Origin of the sequence: Vibrio crassostreae 9ZC13, from assembly GCF_000272045.2 — a bacterium.
GTDB lineage: Bacteria > Pseudomonadota > Gammaproteobacteria > Enterobacterales > Vibrionaceae > Vibrio > Vibrio crassostreae_C.
Genome location: NZ_AJYZ02000019.1, coordinates 1,524,754 through 1,542,493, shown reverse-complemented (window position 1 = coordinate 1,542,493; position 17,740 = coordinate 1,524,754). Strand labels below are relative to the sequence as shown.

Annotated in this window: 12 protein-coding genes; 5 read left to right on the top strand and 7 right to left on the bottom strand. The window is 45.9% G+C overall.

Going from position 1 to position 17,740, the window contains the following annotated elements:
* Window positions 1-56 precede the first annotated feature (56 nt).
* The 3 genes from betB to A136_RS07990 all read right to left on the bottom strand — a co-directional run bounded on the left by betB (window position 57) and on the right by A136_RS07990 (window position 3,773).
* Window positions 57-1,517 carry a betaine-aldehyde dehydrogenase gene (gene betB / locus A136_RS08000; protein WP_017065181.1) on the bottom strand — a complete coding sequence of 487 codons (1,461 nt, stop codon included), beginning with the start codon at window positions 1,515-1,517 and terminating at the stop codon, window positions 57-59.
* A gap of 125 nt (window positions 1,518-1,642) precedes the next feature.
* A complete protein-coding gene (betI, locus tag A136_RS07995) occupies window positions 1,643-2,245 on the bottom strand; it encodes a transcriptional regulator BetI (RefSeq protein ID WP_004732441.1) in 603 nt (200 codons plus the stop codon).
* 430 nt (window positions 2,246-2,675) lie between these two features.
* The gene (locus A136_RS07990) at window positions 2,676-3,773 is read right to left on the bottom strand and encodes a hypothetical protein (protein ID WP_017065180.1); all 1,098 of its coding nucleotides are present in this window, start codon (window positions 3,771-3,773) and stop codon (window positions 2,676-2,678) included.
* 288 nt (window positions 3,774-4,061) lie between these two features.
* Here A136_RS07990 and A136_RS07985 point away from each other — a divergent pair, with 288 nt between their 5' ends.
* The 5 genes from A136_RS07985 (at window position 4,062) to A136_RS07965 (ending at window position 11,174) form a co-directional block, all read left to right on the top strand.
* Window positions 4,062-4,766, top strand: coding sequence for a response regulator (locus A136_RS07985; protein ID WP_017065179.1), 705 nt, complete (start codon window positions 4,062-4,064; stop codon window positions 4,764-4,766).
* 35 nt (window positions 4,767-4,801) lie between these two features.
* Window positions 4,802-6,121, top strand: coding sequence for a sensor histidine kinase (locus A136_RS07980; RefSeq protein ID WP_029235288.1), 1,320 nt, complete (start codon window positions 4,802-4,804; stop codon window positions 6,119-6,121).
* A 135-nt stretch (window positions 6,122-6,256) separates the two neighbouring features.
* A complete protein-coding gene (locus tag A136_RS07975; RefSeq protein WP_017065177.1) occupies window positions 6,257-6,532 on the top strand; it encodes a hypothetical protein in 276 nt (91 codons plus the stop codon).
* Between the two features lie 572 nt (window positions 6,533-7,104).
* Window positions 7,105-9,474 carry a M4 family metallopeptidase gene (locus A136_RS07970; protein WP_017065176.1) on the top strand — a complete coding sequence of 790 codons (2,370 nt, stop codon included), beginning with the start codon at window positions 7,105-7,107 and terminating at the stop codon, window positions 9,472-9,474.
* 143 nt (window positions 9,475-9,617) lie between these two features.
* Window positions 9,618-11,174, top strand: coding sequence for a M28 family metallopeptidase (locus tag A136_RS07965; protein WP_017065175.1), 1,557 nt, complete (start codon window positions 9,618-9,620; stop codon window positions 11,172-11,174).
* Window positions 11,175-11,317: 143 nt separating this feature from the next.
* Here A136_RS07965 and lhgO read toward each other — a convergent pair whose 3' ends face one another.
* The 4 genes from lhgO to A136_RS07945 form a co-directional block, all read right to left on the bottom strand.
* The gene (lhgO, locus tag A136_RS07960; protein WP_017065174.1) at window positions 11,318-12,532 is read right to left on the bottom strand and encodes an L-2-hydroxyglutarate oxidase; all 1,215 of its coding nucleotides are present in this window, start codon (window positions 12,530-12,532) and stop codon (window positions 11,318-11,320) included.
* Window positions 12,533-12,558: 26 nt separating this feature from the next.
* Window positions 12,559-14,736, bottom strand: a complete 2,178-nt coding sequence (locus A136_RS07955; protein ID WP_017065173.1) for a TRAP transporter permease — start codon at window positions 14,734-14,736, stop codon at window positions 12,559-12,561.
* 184 nt (window positions 14,737-14,920) lie between these two features.
* A complete protein-coding gene (locus A136_RS07950) occupies window positions 14,921-15,934 on the bottom strand; it encodes a TAXI family TRAP transporter solute-binding subunit (RefSeq protein WP_017061064.1) in 1,014 nt (337 codons plus the stop codon).
* A gap of 321 nt (window positions 15,935-16,255) precedes the next feature.
* On the bottom strand, window positions 16,256-17,596 hold the full coding sequence (locus tag A136_RS07945; RefSeq protein ID WP_017065172.1) for a sigma-54-dependent transcriptional regulator: 1,341 nt from the start codon (window positions 17,594-17,596) through the stop codon (window positions 16,256-16,258).
* Window positions 17,597-17,740 lie beyond the last annotated feature (144 nt).

Here is a 17,740-nt window from a genome sequence, read left to right as displayed (position 1 = left end):
GATGAGTCAGTAGGGCTAGCTCTGTTAAGCTAACCCATAAAATTGAGTGTTACGCGTTAGGCATAAGGGCTGGCGTAGTCGCCAAGTTCAATAAGAATGCTCTTAGTCTGCGTATAGTGAAGTAGAGTTTCTGGTCCATTTTCACGGCCAATACCCGAAAGCTTGTAACCGCCAACTGGCATTTCTGCTGGTGAGTCACCCCACGTATTAACCCAACAAATACCCGCCTGCATTTGGTGAATAACACGGTGCGCACGAGAAAGGTTTTGCGTGAACACACCAGCCGCAAGGCCGTATTTGGTGTCGTTTGCACGGCGAATCACATCGTCTTCGTCCGAAAACTTCAACACTGACATCACAGGCCCGAAGATCTCTTGTTGAACGTGAGGCATGTTGTCTTCGCAATCCACAAACACGGTTGGGATAACAAAATTACCGTTTTCGAGGCCGTTGTCTGTCACTTGATAGCCGCCCGTCAGCAGGGTTGCGCCCGACTGTTTAGCTAGCTCAATCGCTTCAAGGACTTTTGAAAGGTGTTCTTTAGAAATCAACGCGCCGATCTGAGTCTCCATGTCCATTGGGTTACCAATGATGAGCTTTTCAGTGCGTGTTTTAAGTTGGTCGATGAAATCGTTGTAGATATTTTCATGAACGTAAACGCGAGTACCGTTAGTACACACTTCGCCTTGGGTGTAGAAGTTAGCCACCATCGAAGCTGAAACTGCATCATCCAATTTCGCATCATCAAACACGATCATCGGTGACTTGCCGCCAAGTTCCATGGTGACTGATTTCAGCGTCTTAGCGCTGTCTGCCATTACCGCTTTACCGGTACCGGTTTCGCCCGTGAACGATACTTTCGCGATATCTGGGTGCGCCGTTAGCATCTGACCAACACGGTAATCGCCCTGAACCACGTTGAACACGCCATCAGGAAGACCAGCTTCGGTAAAGATCTCTGCAAGCTTGAGCGCCGTTAGCGGCGTTTCTTCTGAAGGTTTGAAAATCATCGCGTTACCCGCGGCCAATGCCGGAGCCGATTTCCACATCGCGATTTGAATTGGGTAGTTCCACGCGCCAATGCCCGCACAAATGCCTAGCGGCTCGCGGCGAGTGTAGAAAAATTGAGATTCGCTCAGCGGCTGTTGGTCGCCTTGTAGCGTTGGAGCCAAACCAGCAAAGTATTCAATAACATCAGCGCCAGACGCCACATCCACTTCAATCGCTTCTTGCAGAGGCTTGCCCGTATCAACAACCTCAAGATTTGCAAGGTCATTATTTCGAGCTCTAAGTATTTCCACTGCCTTCAAAAGAATGCGGCTGCGTTCCACAGCGGTCATTGCTGACCATACCGCAAATCCGCGTTTCGCAGATTCAATAGCACTGTCGACATCCGCAGAAGATGCTTGGCCTAACGTCGTGATAGGTTCACCGTTTGCAGGGTTAATGCTATCAAAGGTTTCACCAGAGGTTGCTTTAACCGCTGCGCCATCGATGTATAACGAGTTCATTTCCATTTGAGATTCTGACTTAATTATTGTTATTAGACTCTACTGGTCTATATGTGAGTATTAGGTGCGAATAGTGGTCGTTCTAGCTCTTGCTCTTGCTCTAGCTCAACGTCTAGCGCTACCACTGCGATCTATTTGCTGTGACACGAGTAGAACGTAAGTTGTTTATCTAGATAATCATTGATGATGGCACGCGCCTTTTGAGCATCGATACCATCTGGGTTTAATGTGCCTCTCAGCCACAAACCATCAATCAGAGACGCAATCCCGTGAGCAACGAGATCCGCTTGTTCATGATTCAAAATACCTTTCAACTCAAGACGTAAGTGTGAAATCAAACGTTTTTCATTCACACGTTGCAGTCTTTTCAGCTGCTCGTCATGCATTGAATATGACCAAAATGCCAACCACGCCTTCGCGACCTTATTTTCTGCTTGGTAACCTTCGAAGTTACCATCGATGATCGCGTTAATTCTCTGTTGGTGAGCATCAACAGGAAGTGCTTTTAGTGACGTGGTGATGGTATTGGAAAGTTGGCGAAGGATTTCACGCATGGTCTCTTCTAGCAGCCCATGCTTTCCACCAAAATAGTGATTAATAATGCCAGTGGAGACTCCCGCTTCTTTGCTGATCAACGCAATACTCGCGGCATGCAAACCCACTCGATCAATCACCGTCATGGTGGCTTGAACAAGCTGTGGTTTACGTATATCAGGCATCCCAACCTTCGGCATTTCTTAGTCCTTTTATTTTATATTGAACGTTCAGTTAAATATAAAATGACAGAAATTTAGTTAGGGTTCAAATGATTATTTAAGACAAACTCGTAACAATACAGCATTCAAAACAACAAAAATCACTATGGAACAACAGCTTAAATATCATTCAGAGCACTAACGAAAACAATTAAAGATTTGAGGTGTGATAGTTATTGGTCAAATGTTTTTGCTTAGAAAGTTCAAGAATCAATCAGTGAGAGTCCTTGTAGAAACTTTTTGGGGAGGGAGTGGAAAGGAAGTATCAAGGAATTTTCATACTGAAATTTAAGACAAGGAAATCCACAATCAACACAGGTAACGAATCAAAAAATGAACAAAAAAGGTTGGCGACAACAGCGTCATCACCAACCTTCTCAGTCGTTTCTAATGTTATTGCAAGCCTAAACTACTCAATGCGAGTGATGAAGTCGTATTTATCTGACTCAGCCTTAGTCACCCAGTGTTCGCCAGAAGCCGGAGCAGAATCCAACGTGAAGATATAGAAGTCGATTCCTTTGTCTCCCATTACCTTTTTAAAGTAGGTCGCTTGCTTGCGATGGCTTTCGTTCGTGTATGGGAAGTCTTTGGCTGTTTTATCATCCTCAGCCCAACTGTGCACACCAACCTGCTTATTAAGCTCAATGGCTTTAGTGGTATCTGCTCGTTGCAAAACTCGTGGGTTACCCGCAGCGAAAAGATCCGTGCCGCCAGAGAACACCGACCCCGTAGGCGTTACGATCGTCGTCATGTTGTTACTGTGGATCATGCGCCCGGTGTACATATTGATATCATCGTCAGCGCTGCCACCAATATGGTTGGTAAACTTCAACGTCATCTCACTGCCTTGATACAATTTCACGATATCAAAAAGCTGAGAATAGGTTGATGCGCCTAGAGTGGAAGTAATGCGATCAACAGCGCCAGTCTCGTTGAGCACATCACGGTAAAAAGCGTTGAAAGCAAACGAGGTGGTTATCGTTACCTTGTTCCCACTTTTAGTGTTACTCAGAATGGTAGACCCAAGGCTAGTCACGTATTGAACCAGTTCATTGTGATACTCAAGCTCGACGGGCTTATGAGTATTCGTCGTCGTGTTAATTAACGTGGTGTCATTGCCGATTGAGCGTTGAGCCGCACCACAATCAAACACGTCCAAACCCTTGCTCTCTGTGTAGATACCGCAGCTATCAAATCCTGCATCAGGGAGGTACAGATCCACACTTTGACCTAAACTATCCGCAAGCCTAACCACTTTTTGCTTATCACTAATATCTTCCGCAAACAGAACGATTTCATACTGCACACCGTTGTAATCAAGTTTTATGGATTCTTGGACCTCTTGTCGCTCTTTATACAACTCACCCAGTTTCGCTGATGAAAATACGTAATCCGCTTGAGGTTTTGCTTGCACTTTGGTGGCAGCTTTACCTGAGTTAGAGCTTGAATTACAGCCCGCTAACAGAATCAAAGGTAACGCCAGTAATGCATTTCTATAGTCGTTCATACCGTTATTCCCAAAATGTTTGATGAGAAAATTCTATTGTTTAGCGATGAATTTATCTGTCGTGGAAATGTATGAGAATGTCGAGCCTATTTGAACGATGTTTTTTATTTTCCTATAAATGCCAATTCATCATTGAACTAACTTATAAAGTGTTTAATCATTCGCTTTAGGTATTTGGCGAAGCATCTGAACTTATATGCAATAGCGTATAATCGTAATGGTTCATCACGACGAAGACTCGCTCACCTAATCTCAATAAGTTAAACGCACGACAAGGCTGATAATGGAATGACAAAACCTAAAATGATCATCGTGGAAGACGATTTGAAACTTCAGAAAATGTTGCAGGACTACTTCGTCGCGCAAGATTTTGATGTCACGGTGTTGGACGATGGCAGTGATGCCGCACACACCATCCTCACGGAGCAACCTGACATCGTACTGCTGGATTTGATGCTTCCTGTAACTGATGGACTTACAATCTGCCGACAGACGCGTACGCACTATAAAGGTAAAATCTTGATGCTCACTGCTAGCGATGACGACTTTGACCACGTCGCTGGTTTAGAGACAGGGGCTGATGACTATGTCACCAAGCCAATCAAACCAAGAGTTCTGCTGGCCAGAGTTCGTTCGCTATTACGCCGCCAAGACACCAATACCGCTTCAGTCGATGACTCAGACACCCTTCAGTTCGATCAACTCGTTCTGAAAAACACTTATAAGAAGTGTGAACTTTATGGTGCGGTTTTATCACTCACTGACAGCGAGTTTGACCTACTTTGGTTATTGGCAAGCAACCCAGACACGCCGTTATCTCGTGACTACTTGACGCAAACATTGCGCGGGATTGAGTACGACGGAATAGACCGGACGATTGACAACAAGGTTGTACGTCTAAGGAAGATTTTGGGCGACGACCACACACCAGCAGAGAAAATTCAGACCATTCGCGGTAAAGGCTACTTATTTGTTTCGACCGCCTGGCGTTAACCTCGCTCAATACGAGCGTAATAGAGAGAGCGATTATGCGACGTATCTTTTTGGAGTCCCTATTAGGGCTGTTAGTTTGCTTCATGGCCGGCCTTGTCGCCTACGAGATTAGCGTCTATCAGCTCAATACCGACTACGAATATGTACTGGAAGATTACGAAGCGACTGCCCACCAGCAATTGATCGAAAATATCGCTAAAAATCAGGGTCTTGAAGCTGCTCATCAAGCGATAAACCAATTTGTAGAAACCACACGAAATAAACTGGTTACGTTCAGCCCAGACGATGAAATACCCAGCCCCGTTTCAGAGTTCTTCAGCACGAATCCGAATACCTTTGTTTTTCACGATGATGAACGGGACCTATGGTTTCGCTTAGCAAGCAGTGACAATACCTATCACTACCTCCCCAACAGTGAAGCGTTCGTTAGGCAAAAAATAGAGTTGGAGGATGACCTCATTTGGTTGTTCTTTTTAGCGAGCTTTATCTTATATGGGTTATGTCATCTATTTATTATCTTCCGCCGAGTTAAAAAGCTTGAGGCTGCCACTCTGCGTTTTGCGGAGGGCGATCTCTCGACACGAGCCGAGACTTCAAGTGGTATTGCGATTGGTTCACTGAACAAATCCTTCAACCTAATGGCCGACCGAATTCATCGCTTGGTAGAAAGTAATCGCTCACTCACTAATGCTGTCGCTCATGAACTGCGCACGCCAATATTCCGTATTCAGTGGCAAGCTGAAATGTTGAAAGACACCCAGCTAAACGCAGAGCAAGAAAGCACGATTGAGAGTATTGTCGAAGACACGGAAGAGATGGAAAAGATGGTCGATGAACTATTGTATTACGCCAAACTCGATAGCACTGACCTAGAAAACTTAAAAAAGCCATTAGAGATTCGAGACTTTCTCGACCACGCAATGGCGCGTTGGAACAAAGACACTCAGCTCAACATCGACCTATCGCTACCAGAGCAACCTAGCTCAATAATGGCGGATGAAACGCTATTTAACCGAGCACTAGATAACCTAGTGCGTAACGCAATGAAATTCGCACGCTCACAAGTGTCGATTGCAGCGACCGTGCATCAAGATCAGCTACAGATTGCGGTACACGATGACGGTGATGGTGTGGCTCAAGAACATCAAGCTCGCCTGTTCGATCCCTTTTATGTTGGCGACAAAGCACGTAATAAAGCTAAGAGCGGCCATGGGTTAGGGTTATCTATCGTCGAGAAGATCTGTGCTCAACATAACGCAACTGTGGAAGTGGGTCAGAGCCAAGCCTTAAAGGGTGCAGTATTCACCATAACCATTCAGCTATGTAATGATTCAGCTGACAAACCCATACAGTAACGACAAAACACCTCTGGAATAATGTTCAACATCGGTCGGGAGATGCTGTCTCCCATGAACTTATTAAATCTAGATAATCATGCCACTGCCTTTGTGCCTTGCCATCTAGGTTCCAATCATTCTTAAGGTATTTTTATGAAAAAGTTATTAGTTGTTTTAGGCATTGTTTCTCTAGCGGGTTGTTCTGGTATCAGCCACAACGAAGAAGTGTACACAGCGCACGCAGAGAGCTTCAACATTGTCGGTTTCCAAGTGCCAGGTAACACTCAAGACCGCGCAATGGAATTAGTACCTGAAGGTGCAACGGTTGATACGATTCGCTCAACAAACTCTGATACGAGCTCTGTTCTGGGTATCATCAACCGTATTATCGGTATCGACTACGTACAAGTTGGCGGTAAAAAGCAGTAATTCGCTATAGTGACGTTAGCCACGTACCATAATTAAGTGTCGCAGTTGCCTACCTATATTCAGTAGCCTGCACAAACTAAGTTAATCTAAGCCAGTGACCCGTCGCTGGCTTTTTTCATCCAGCAGATTTTGTGCTCTGTGCCAAACAAGTGCCCGATTCCCCTTCCCTCTTTTAACTAACAATTCGAAAAATAAGCCGAAAAGTCTTCGATTTCTTATCAAAATTGCCCCTAAATTCGCTAAATGGCCTTCTGTTTAAAGTGACACTTTCAAATCGTTGATCCTTCTATCAACCCAGAATCCGTTAATTGAGGCACAGATCAATTTACTCGAAAATCTTAATTTCCAAGAGAAATAAACACTTAATAAAAGTGTCATGATTTTATAAATAAACATATAGGTGCGTTCAAAAATAAACAGAAATGATAACTATCTGTAAATACGAGAAATATAAGTTTCATGAATAAAAGAGATCATTACCATGCTACTAATTAATCAGATCGAATGATGTAAATTCGCTGTGATTAATTTGTTACGTTTTCTTGGATTTTACATGGAAAGAGAAAACAACAATGAAAATAAGAAAACGTTTAGTTGCCGTTGCTATAGCCAGTGCTATGTCTTTGTCAGTGCATGCAAGTGAATCCGTTCAAATCGATCAACCGATCAACTTTACTAGCTTCTCTGGGTTAAACGCTCAGTTAGGAGTCAGTAACGCCTCTAGCTTCAAGATGGTGAAAGAAGTAAACCTGAAAAAGCGTGGTATCTATAAAGTTAAGATCCAGCAGAACATCTGGGGAACACCGGTATGGGGACATTACCTAAATGCCACCCAAAGTGTCCAAGGTGGCGCACTTAAGTCCGTTCAAGGTCGCTACCTTAAAACAACGACCTTAGAGCGATCTTTTGTTAAGCCATCAATCAACAGCGCTCAAGCGGTTGAACTCGCAAGTAAAGATCTAAAGACTCAAGGCTTAACCAGCAAATCTCTAGACAACGTTCAACATCAGCTATTTATCTATCAAGGCTCTGTGAAGCAAGGCATCGGACAGCAAAGCGTAGATAAAACACGACTAGTGTACGTTGTCTCTTACCTAGTAGAAGGCAGTGAACTGCCGACTCGACCGTTCACCATGCTAGACGCGCACACAGGCGAAGTCATCGACCGCTGGGAAGGTATTGCCCATGCTCAGATCGGCACTGGCCCTGGCGGCAACGAAAAAACCGGCATGTACGAATACGGCACCGACTACCACTACCTTGATGTTCAAGAAGTGGGCACAGAGTGTGTAATGGAGTCTGAAAATGTCGTTACCGTTGACCTTAATGGCGCGACCGACGGCGACACCACTTACAGCTATGAATGTCCTCGTAACGAATATAAAGCCGTGAACGGCGCATTCTCACCACTCAACGATGCCCATTACTTTGGCAACATCGTGTTCGATATGTATAAAAACTGGTTCGACACAGCGCCACTCTCCTTCAAGCTCATGATGCGTGTTCACTACGGTGAAAACTACGAGAATGCATTTTGGGACGGCAGAGCCATGACCTTTGGTGATGGGGAGAGCTTCTTTTACCCGCTTGTTAGCCTAGATGTATCAGCCCATGAAGTGAGCCACGGTTTCACTGAGCAAAACTCAGGTTTGATATACGCAAACCAATCCGGCGGTATGAACGAAGCCTTCTCTGACATGGCCGGTGAAGCCGCAGAATACTATATGAAAGGCACCAACGACTGGATGGTCGGACGCAATATCTTTAAAGGCGAAGGTGCGCTGCGTTACATGGACGATCCATCACGCGATGGCTCTTCAATCAACAACGCATCCGAGTACTACGATGGCTTAAACGTGCACTACAGCTCTGGCGTGTTCAACAAGGCGTTCTACCATCTTGCAACCACACAAGGTTGGGACACCAAAAAAGCGTTCGAACTGTTCGTGCTAGCCAACCAGATCTACTGGTCTGAAAACAGTGACTTTTGGCAGGGCGCCTGTGGCGTGAAAAACTCAGCAACCGACCTTGGCTACAGTGCCGATGATGTTGTTTCTGCGTTTAACTTAGTGGGTGTATCACCGTGTGGCGAACCACCACTTCCACCAGAACCGGAATATCAACGCCTTGAAAACGGTGTTGAAGCCGCAGTTGCTGGTGAAACAGGCTCAAAAACTTACTTCGATATCGAAGTACCAGAAGGCCAAGACAAGCTAACGATTGATCTTGCTGTGTCTACGGGTGACCCAGATATTTATGTCGGCCTAGATTATGCGCCAAGCTCTCAGGAGAATATCTGTAAGAGCGAAACCGTGACCGATGAAGTGTGTGTGATTGAAAACCCAACCGCAGGTCGTTACACGGTTAACGTTCTAGGTTACTCAGATTACGCAGGTGCAAATCTGAAAGCGTCGTACGAATCAGGCAGCGCTAACGTGCCGCCCGTCTCTTCTTTCGAACACACGATTGTCGGTAAAGAAGTAGAGCTGCGTAGCACAAGTTCGGACAGCGATGGCCAGATCGTCTCTTACCAATGGAACCTAGGCGATGGCAACACGCAAACCGGTGAAGTAACTCGTTATACCTACGCTGAAGCTGGCGACTACGTGGTAACTCTAACCGTGACTGACGATGCAGGCGTTGCAACATCAACCAGCAAGTCGATCACGATTGAAGGTGACTCAGCAGAAGGCTTCCCGCTAAAACTGAAGTTTGGTAACAAAAACCCGAACGGCAAAGCTCGCGTTAAGCTGGCATGGGATTACGACACCAACGACTACTTCGTGATTAAGCGCAATGGCAAGAATGTTGGTGCAACAGACTTCAACTCATACGTCGACAAGTTCCGTCATAACGGAACAGTAGATGTGGAGTACCAAGTGTGTACCTCAAGCGATATCTGTTCAGAAACCAAGCATTACCGTTTCATTAAAACACAATAATCGATAGTAAATTCAGGGCTCCGAAAGGGGCCCTTTTCGCGGTTAACTGTTCAGAAAATGAAACATCTACACAAAAACATCCACGTATTACACAAAAATCACCCCCATCAACATAACAATACTCACCATAAAAAGGACGATAAATGGCTATTCAAAAAAGCATGCTAGCTTTGGCTGTGCTCGGAGGCTCTTTAGCCTTAATCAACAGTACTTCGGCTTACGCATCCCTAGGTATCACACCACCAGCGAACGAAGAAGTTTGGATCACCACCGATGCTGACGCACAGCATATAATGACTCAGCATGGCGCAACGGTTTATCCAAGCGTGACCGGAAACAAGCATTCCATCGTCGCGAAAATCAACCAGAAAGAGCTGGCGAAACTATCTAGCCACATGCACGAAGAAACCCACCGTTGTGGTGGCTACATGGTGCACGAAGACAAAGCAAGCGCACTCAAAGCGGCAGCTATGCCACTGACCATGAGCAACTTCGAAAAGCCAGTTATCAGCCATCAAGATACGGTGAACGACCTACTCGCTCAGGTCGAGCCGAACAACATGGTCACGACCATCGAAAATCTAACCAACTTCACCAACCGTTTTTATACTACTTCTACTGGTGTCGCTGCTTCAGATTGGCTTTTAGAACGTTGGGAGACGGAAATTAAAGATGTGCCGTATGCGTCTGCACGCCAGATCACGCATGCCGAATACCCACAGAAATCCGTTGAAGTGACACTGCTTGGCGCTAAATATCCTGAAGAGATCGTCGTGGTTGGTGGACACCTTGATTCGACCGTTGGATCTTGGACAAGCGAAGGCACCATCTCACCGGGAGCCGATGATGATGCGTCTGGCATTGCAACGGTAACAGAGTCGCTTCGCCTGATGATCGCCAGTGGCATTCAACCAGACAAAACCATTAAGTTCTATGGTTATGCTGCTGAAGAAGTAGGGCTACGTGGCTCACAAGATGTCGCCAACGCTTTAAGAGATGAGCAAGCCAACGTTGTATCGGTATTGCAATTAGACATGACCAACTACAACGGTTCAGCGCACGATATCACCTTCATCACAGACTACACCGACAGCAACCTCACCGCCTATTTAAGCGAGCTGATCGACACTTACGCGAGCGACATCAGTTACGGTTTCGATGATTGTGGCTATGCCTGTTCTGACCACGCCTCTTGGCACAATGTTGGCTACCCAGCTGCCATGCCATTCGAAAGCATGTTCAATGATTACAACCCAAGTATGCACACTGAGCACGACACGCTTGAGAACTCCGATCCTACGGCGACACACGCGACCAAGTTCGCCAAACTAGCCATTGCTTACCTTGTCGAAACCAGCCTTGATTCACCCGTTGCAGGCCCTAAAGAGCTGCAAAATGGCGTGCCTGTTAAAGGACTTACTGCAGGATATGGTGAAGAGCAGTTCTTCACATTTACGACTCAAAGTGCAGGTCAGTTAACGGTAACATTAACCGGCCCTCGAAGTGGCGATGCCGACTTATATGTGAAACACAACGGCACCGTATCGAAAGCGAACTACGACTGCCGCCCATACCAGAACAGCAGCAACGAACAGTGTGTATTGAACAAGCCAGCGGGTGAATTCAGCATCATGGTGCGCGGTTACCGTAACTTTAGTGATGTCACCATCGTCGCTAACTTCGTTCCTGATTGGCTTTAAGGTTGGTTAATTGACTAACAATTAAACCTAGCAAACACGGCTAAAACTAAAAATCCGCAAGCCCACGATCATAAATAGATTGGAGCTTGCGGATTTTTTATTGTCTTCGGAGAGCATCTCAACTTAATAACCTTTAGTTATCATCAAGCCGTCTTTTTCATTACCTTGCCACAGATGTACTCACCAATCGGCATTGCCGAAGTCGCAGCCGGTGATGGCGCGTTACATACATGTAAGCTTCTTGGGCTTTCGGCAAACAGGAAATCATGGACCAAGGTGCCATCCTTCAGTACCGCTTGAGCACGAATCCCAGCAGGATAAGGCTTAAAATCATCAACCGTAATACTCGGGCAGTATTTGTTCACTAGCTTTAGATATCCCGGTTTCCACCACGAGTTCTTAAACTCGACCAAACCCGTTTTCAAGTGATTCGCAGTCACTTTCCAAAAACCCGCAAAGCTCAGCATCTGCCAAGTGTCCTTGAAGCTAAAGTTAAGCTTGCCATAACCTTCTCGCTTCCAGCCTTGAACTGCATTTGGCCCTACTGTTACGGAGCCATCAATCATGCGTGTTAAATGCACGCCCAAGAAAGGCAGTTCTGGGTCAGGGATCGGATAGATAAGATGATTCACCACTTGGTTGTGCTTAGCGTCTAACTGATAATACTCACCGCGATAAGGCACGATTTGGAAGTCGGTTTCGATGTCTAACATCTTGGTCATTCTATCGGCCATCAAGCCAGAACACGTGATCAAGAATCGACTGTTCAGTTGAAGAGTCTGACCATCTACTTTGCACGTTAACTGCACTTCATCTTCTTGCTCATCGGCCATGATCACTTCCGTACCAAGGCTAAGCTTACCACCCGCCTCAACAAACTCTTGAGCCATCACTTCGGTGACTTTTTTGTAGTCGACGATACTGGTGGTTTTGACATAAATCGCACCCAAACCCGTGATATTTGGCTCGGCAAGTTTGAGCTGAGCTTGATCCAACAAATCAACATCAATATCGTTATCGTGGCAACGCTGATAGAGCGCATTCATTCGCTCCACTTCTTGCTCATTGGTCGCGACCAACAACTTACCGCAGTTTTCGACGGGGATATCGTGTTGGCTACAAAAGGCGATGGTGCGCTCTACGCCGCGTTTACAAAAATCCGCCTTTAAACTGCCCGGAGCGTAGTAAACACCAGCATGAATCACCCCGCTATTATGGCCAGTTTGGTGCTGCGCGAAACCACGTTCCTTCTCGACTAAAAGGATACTTTTATCAGGGTGAGCTTGCTGTAATTGCCAAGCCGTCGACACGCCAACAATGCCGCCACCAACGATAATATAGTCGTATATTGAGTTCATAATATTCCTACATTCAATCCTTTTAATTATAGGGAAGACGCGACAGTGTTAGACCCGGTTTGAGGTAACTTTTTTTCCTCACTTTCTGATTCCATTTTCACTTGATTAGCATCGTATTTACGACCGCTGTAGATAAAGATGCCAACAAAAATGGCAACACATACCAAACGGATCACGACTGAAACATCAGGCCATACTAGAGCTATACCTACCGCAACCAACACTACTCTAGTAATAATATTAACTTCGCTCTCTAGATAACCTTCAATCGCCGCGATAAACGCGTAAGTACCAATAACAGCAAAGCCACCCGTGACTAACACGGAGATCACATCCCAACTTACCAAGTTAGTGTAGGCAATCAACAATGGTACTAAATACAAGCCTTTGGCTATCTTCCATGCCATTAATCCCGTTCTCATCGGGGGTGTTTTAGCAATGGTTGCAGCCGCAAATGCAGTTAAACAAACAGGCGGAGTCACGTTGCTGTCTTGCGATAGCCAGAAAATGATCAAGTGGGCAGAAAGCAGTGCAAGGCTGATCGCTTCTAAGCCAAGGCTCTGTTCAAGCAGAGTTTCCACAAAATCAGCAGGGACTAACGCAATCATCTCTTTGGCTGTTTCAAGTGCCATTGGCGCGTTCAGCAAATCAAGCTTATCTGGCGCAGCCAACATGAAGATAGCTTTCGCCTGTTCCGGTAACTGTCCCGAAACCAACAGGTCGAGCAACTGACTTTCAGCAATCAGTTTATACAAAGCTGGTGCAGACAGAGTACCCAACACGATATAAGCCGCGGTTACTGGTAAGCCCATGCCCAGAATCAAAGACGCCAGTGCAATTAAGGCGATCATCACCAGTAACTCGCCATTCGCCCAGCTGTTGATCATCAAAGAGAAGGTGTTACCAATTCCCGTAGTGCTAATGACATTAACAACTAGACCAATGCCCACTAGCAACACAGCCGTGGTCGCCATGTTTTTTGCGCCTTGAGAAAGCGCTTCGATGATCGCCTTTGGACCCATTTTGTGATTTTTAGAGAACCATGAAGCCACCACGACAGACAGAATCGAGATGCCCGCAGCGTAAGTCGGCGTAAAGCCCTTCACCAACAGAGTCACTAACACCGCTAATGGGATCAGGTTGTGCCAACCCGACAGCAATACTTTCAATAGAGGCTCACAGCCAGAGGTCACCTTTTGTACACCACTACGCTTCGCTTCAATACGCACGAAAAAGGCCACAGACAAAAAGTAGATAAGCGCAGGAACGAAGGAAACCGCAATAATATCGACATAAGGAATTTGCGTGTAAGAGGCCATGATGAACGCGCCCGCACCCATCACAGGTGGCATCAGCTGCCCGCCAGTAGATGCAGCCGCTTCAACACCTGCCGCGAAGCGCGAAGGGAAACCTGCCTTTTGCATCAAGGGAATACTGATCACGCCCGTCGATACTGTGTTTGCTACGCTCGACCCGGAGACTGAGCCCATCAAGCCGGAGCCAATAACGGCAATGAAACCAGGGCCACCAATCACTTTGCCCGCCGCGGCACGAGATACATCAATAATGTAGTCGCCGACACCAGATCGAACTAAAAATGCGCCAAATAAGATGAACATGAACACGAAGGTCCAACTGATTCTTGAGATCGAACCAAACATCCCTTCTGATGAATAAAAGCTTCGATAAAGTAACGTCTCAAGGCTTAAACCCGGAAAATGAAAAATACCGCTGGTCCATTGTCCCCAAAGCACTACATAACTTAAACACACTAAGATAAGCACTGGAATGAACCAGCCCATAGTGCGTCTAATCAGCTCGATGACGATGGCAATCGCCAAGATAGAGAAAAACCAATCACTGGCGATAAATTTTACGCCTCGGTCATAAAGGGCGTCTTCTGCGAAGGGGATATAGATAAGACAAGCCAGAGCCGCCAAGGCAATTCCGATGTCGACAGCCAGCGCTATCTTGCTATTTTTCAGCGAGATATGAGCGGGATACCAGAGTGCACAAATGATCGCAAAGCCAGCGAAGTGGGTCGCCGAGATCCAAAGCTCAGGCAAGGTAGATAAGGTGTTAAACCAAATGTGTAACAACGAGAGGAGCACTCCCATTGTCGTTATTGCTTTGCCCACCCACGGAAAATCCGTTCGGGTCGGCAGTTCAAATTTTTTCAGTTCCTGCTGCAGCGAATCGCTCATAGAAAACTCCTGCTCTCCGCAGCAAACACGAAGAGAAAATCCATAAAGTGAGGAGGTGCACGAACACATTCTTGAGCGAACGTGCACCAAGCAATTAAGTCACGAAGGGGTTAGTTGATGACAAACAGCTAGTTCGCGACAAATCATTAGCTCACGAACCAATAGTTACCTGACAAAAGATAAGCTAGTTAACGATCAACTCAGAAGGGATCTCGATGCCCATCTCTCGATAATAACGTGCAGCGCCTGGGTGAAGAGGAACAGGCAGACCTGCGATCCCTTTCTCAAGTGCCATTGCTTTGGTTGCTTTATGGATACCTTGTAGGAAAGGTAGGTTTTCATAGATAGCTTTGGTCAGTTGATACACATCGTCTTCAGAAATGTCTTCGCGAACTGCTAGGAAGTTAGGTTGGGCAATCGTAGTAATTGGTTTGTCGACACCTGGATAAGTGTTTGCTGGGATCTCGTACTTGGTCCAGATATTGTAATCGCCATTCGCTTGTTTGATCTGCGCATCGGTAAACGACAGGATTTGAATATCTTCACCCAAGGCAGCAAAGGCTTGTGTTACCGCACCAACAGGCACACCAGCAGGCGTATTCATGCCATCAATCGTGCCGTTTTGTAGTGCACTAGCACTGCCACCGTAACCCATAAAGGCGAGTTTAAATTGTTCTGGGTTAACCGATAGGCCCTGCATGATCTGGCGTCCTGAATTCTCAGTGCCTGAGTTCTTCTTACCGATAGAGAATTTCTTACCGTTTAGGTTCTCTAGATCGCTTACCGTACCTGTTTTTGCTAGATCTGAACGCACAATAAAGTGTTCTACATTTTGCCATAACATGGAAACTGAACGCAGTTGAGTTTGTCTGCCAGATTTCTCATATGGCCCCAAACCCTGCCAAGCCCAAGCACCATACAAACCTTGTAGAATTGCGAACTGAGCTTCGTTCTCGTTCAACAACTTTACGTTCTCACCCGAGCCCGCAGAGCTGATAGCCGCTAAAGAAAAATGCTGCTTAGGCGCAAGCTTAACTTTACTCAATGTCGCTAAGGCCACACCCACTGGATAATAGGTACCACCCGTTGAAGCCGTCGCTAAAATATAGCTGCGATCTTCTTCAGCTGACGCATTACTGATAAGGCCAAGAGAAGCCATTGCTAGCGCTAAAGTTTTAACCAGCTTGTTGTATTTCATTGTTACTCTCCATGTAGGGTTATTCACGTTATATTTTTGTTAACAACAATCACTAGATAGCAAGCACAATGCCAGTTTTTAACCATTTGTTTTAATTTACTTTTATTTTAAAACCTATTCAAAATAAGCCGTTTTTTGCTTATTCCCCTGTTATTAAGTAAGCCATTTTTTGCTTATCGGCTACCGGAATTAACACCTGTAGATCGGGAAGCAAGTCACACCATGTTGCAGTTGTGTGATCAATGTATGTAAATTGATAAATATGCAATGAGCCATTTATTGCTCATTAAAAATCAACAAGCACTGCGATGAAGCCGCTCTCTAAGGGTCAACATAGTCACTTCGATTTAACCCATAACGCACCATCTTTTGGTTCAATGTTCGACGAGGTAAATCCAAATCTTGCATCACGTCATTGATACGCCCTTTATAACGAACTAAGGCATCATGAATCACTTTCCTTTCAAAGCTCTGTACTTGAACCGCCAAAGGGATGCCTGCCGTTGTGGACTCTGTGACAGAATTGGGACGACACGCCAAAATATCCCCAACGGTCAAGCTTTCATCCAATGCAAAACGAATCGCAACATTACGCAGTTCACGCACATTGCCCGGCCACGCATACGAGAGCAGTGCATAGCGATCAGCCTCACTGGCTATACGTGTTTCGGAATTGGCTTCTTGGGTGAAGTGTTCAAACAAAAGTAAGGCATCTTCTTCACGCTCACTGAGTGGAGGCAAATGCAGCTGGGCAACATTCAAACGATAGAATAGATCTTGGCGAAAGTCGGGGTGATTCAGTAGATCGCTTTTCGAGGCAGAGACCACTCGTAGATCAACATGTTGTTGCTGATTCCCCCCCACGCGTTCGACGACATTATCTTGCAAGGTGCGCAGCACTTTTACCTGCATCGACAGCGGCATACTCTCTATTTCATCAAGGAACACTGTGCCTTTGTCGGCAAATTCCAGCTTACCAATGCGTCGTTTGGCCGCACCAGTAAACGCTCCGGCTTCGTGTCCAAACAGCTCGCTTTCAAAGAGATTTTCCGGGATTGCGCCACAGTTGAGCGGAACAAACGGATGGGTTTTACGTTGGCTGAATTCATGTAAGCAAGAGGCGACCAGCTCTTTGCCACAACCCGTTTCACCATAGATGATCACGTTGGTGTCTATGGAAGCGACTTTCTGGATTTGCTCGCGCAGTTCACACATCACTTTACTGCGACCGATCAGCACCTGTTCAATGCCCTTAAGGTTATCCAGATAGTTCTGACGACTGTTTCTGTCTTGGCCACTTTGATGTTTATCTACCGCTTCCGATACCGTTTGAGACAGACGCTCTGGGTCGAATGGCTTCTCAATGAAGTCATAGGCACCTTGCTGTAAGGCTTTCACCGCCATATCGACATCACCATGCCCAGTAATCAAAATAACAGGCACATCTGGCACAAGACCTTTGAAACGCCCTAGCAGATTAACACCATCAATATCAGGTAAACGAACATCGGTGATAATGGTTTGAAAATCACCCTGCTCTACGGCGTTTAACGCATCTTGTCCTACTTCAAATGCGGTGACATCGAAGCCCGCCAGCTGCAACCATTGGCTGGTTGCTTGACGCACAATCGCGTCATCTTCAATTAAAGCAATACGCTGCATAGTTTGGTTCCGCCACTCTACATCTGATTAATATCGTCCACGGTATGTAAAAAAACCTCAGACGAAAAGGAGCTAGCTCCCACTTTGAATAACACTCCTTTAACAGTTTAATAATGTTTGTTAGCTTCGATTTGTCTCACTCTC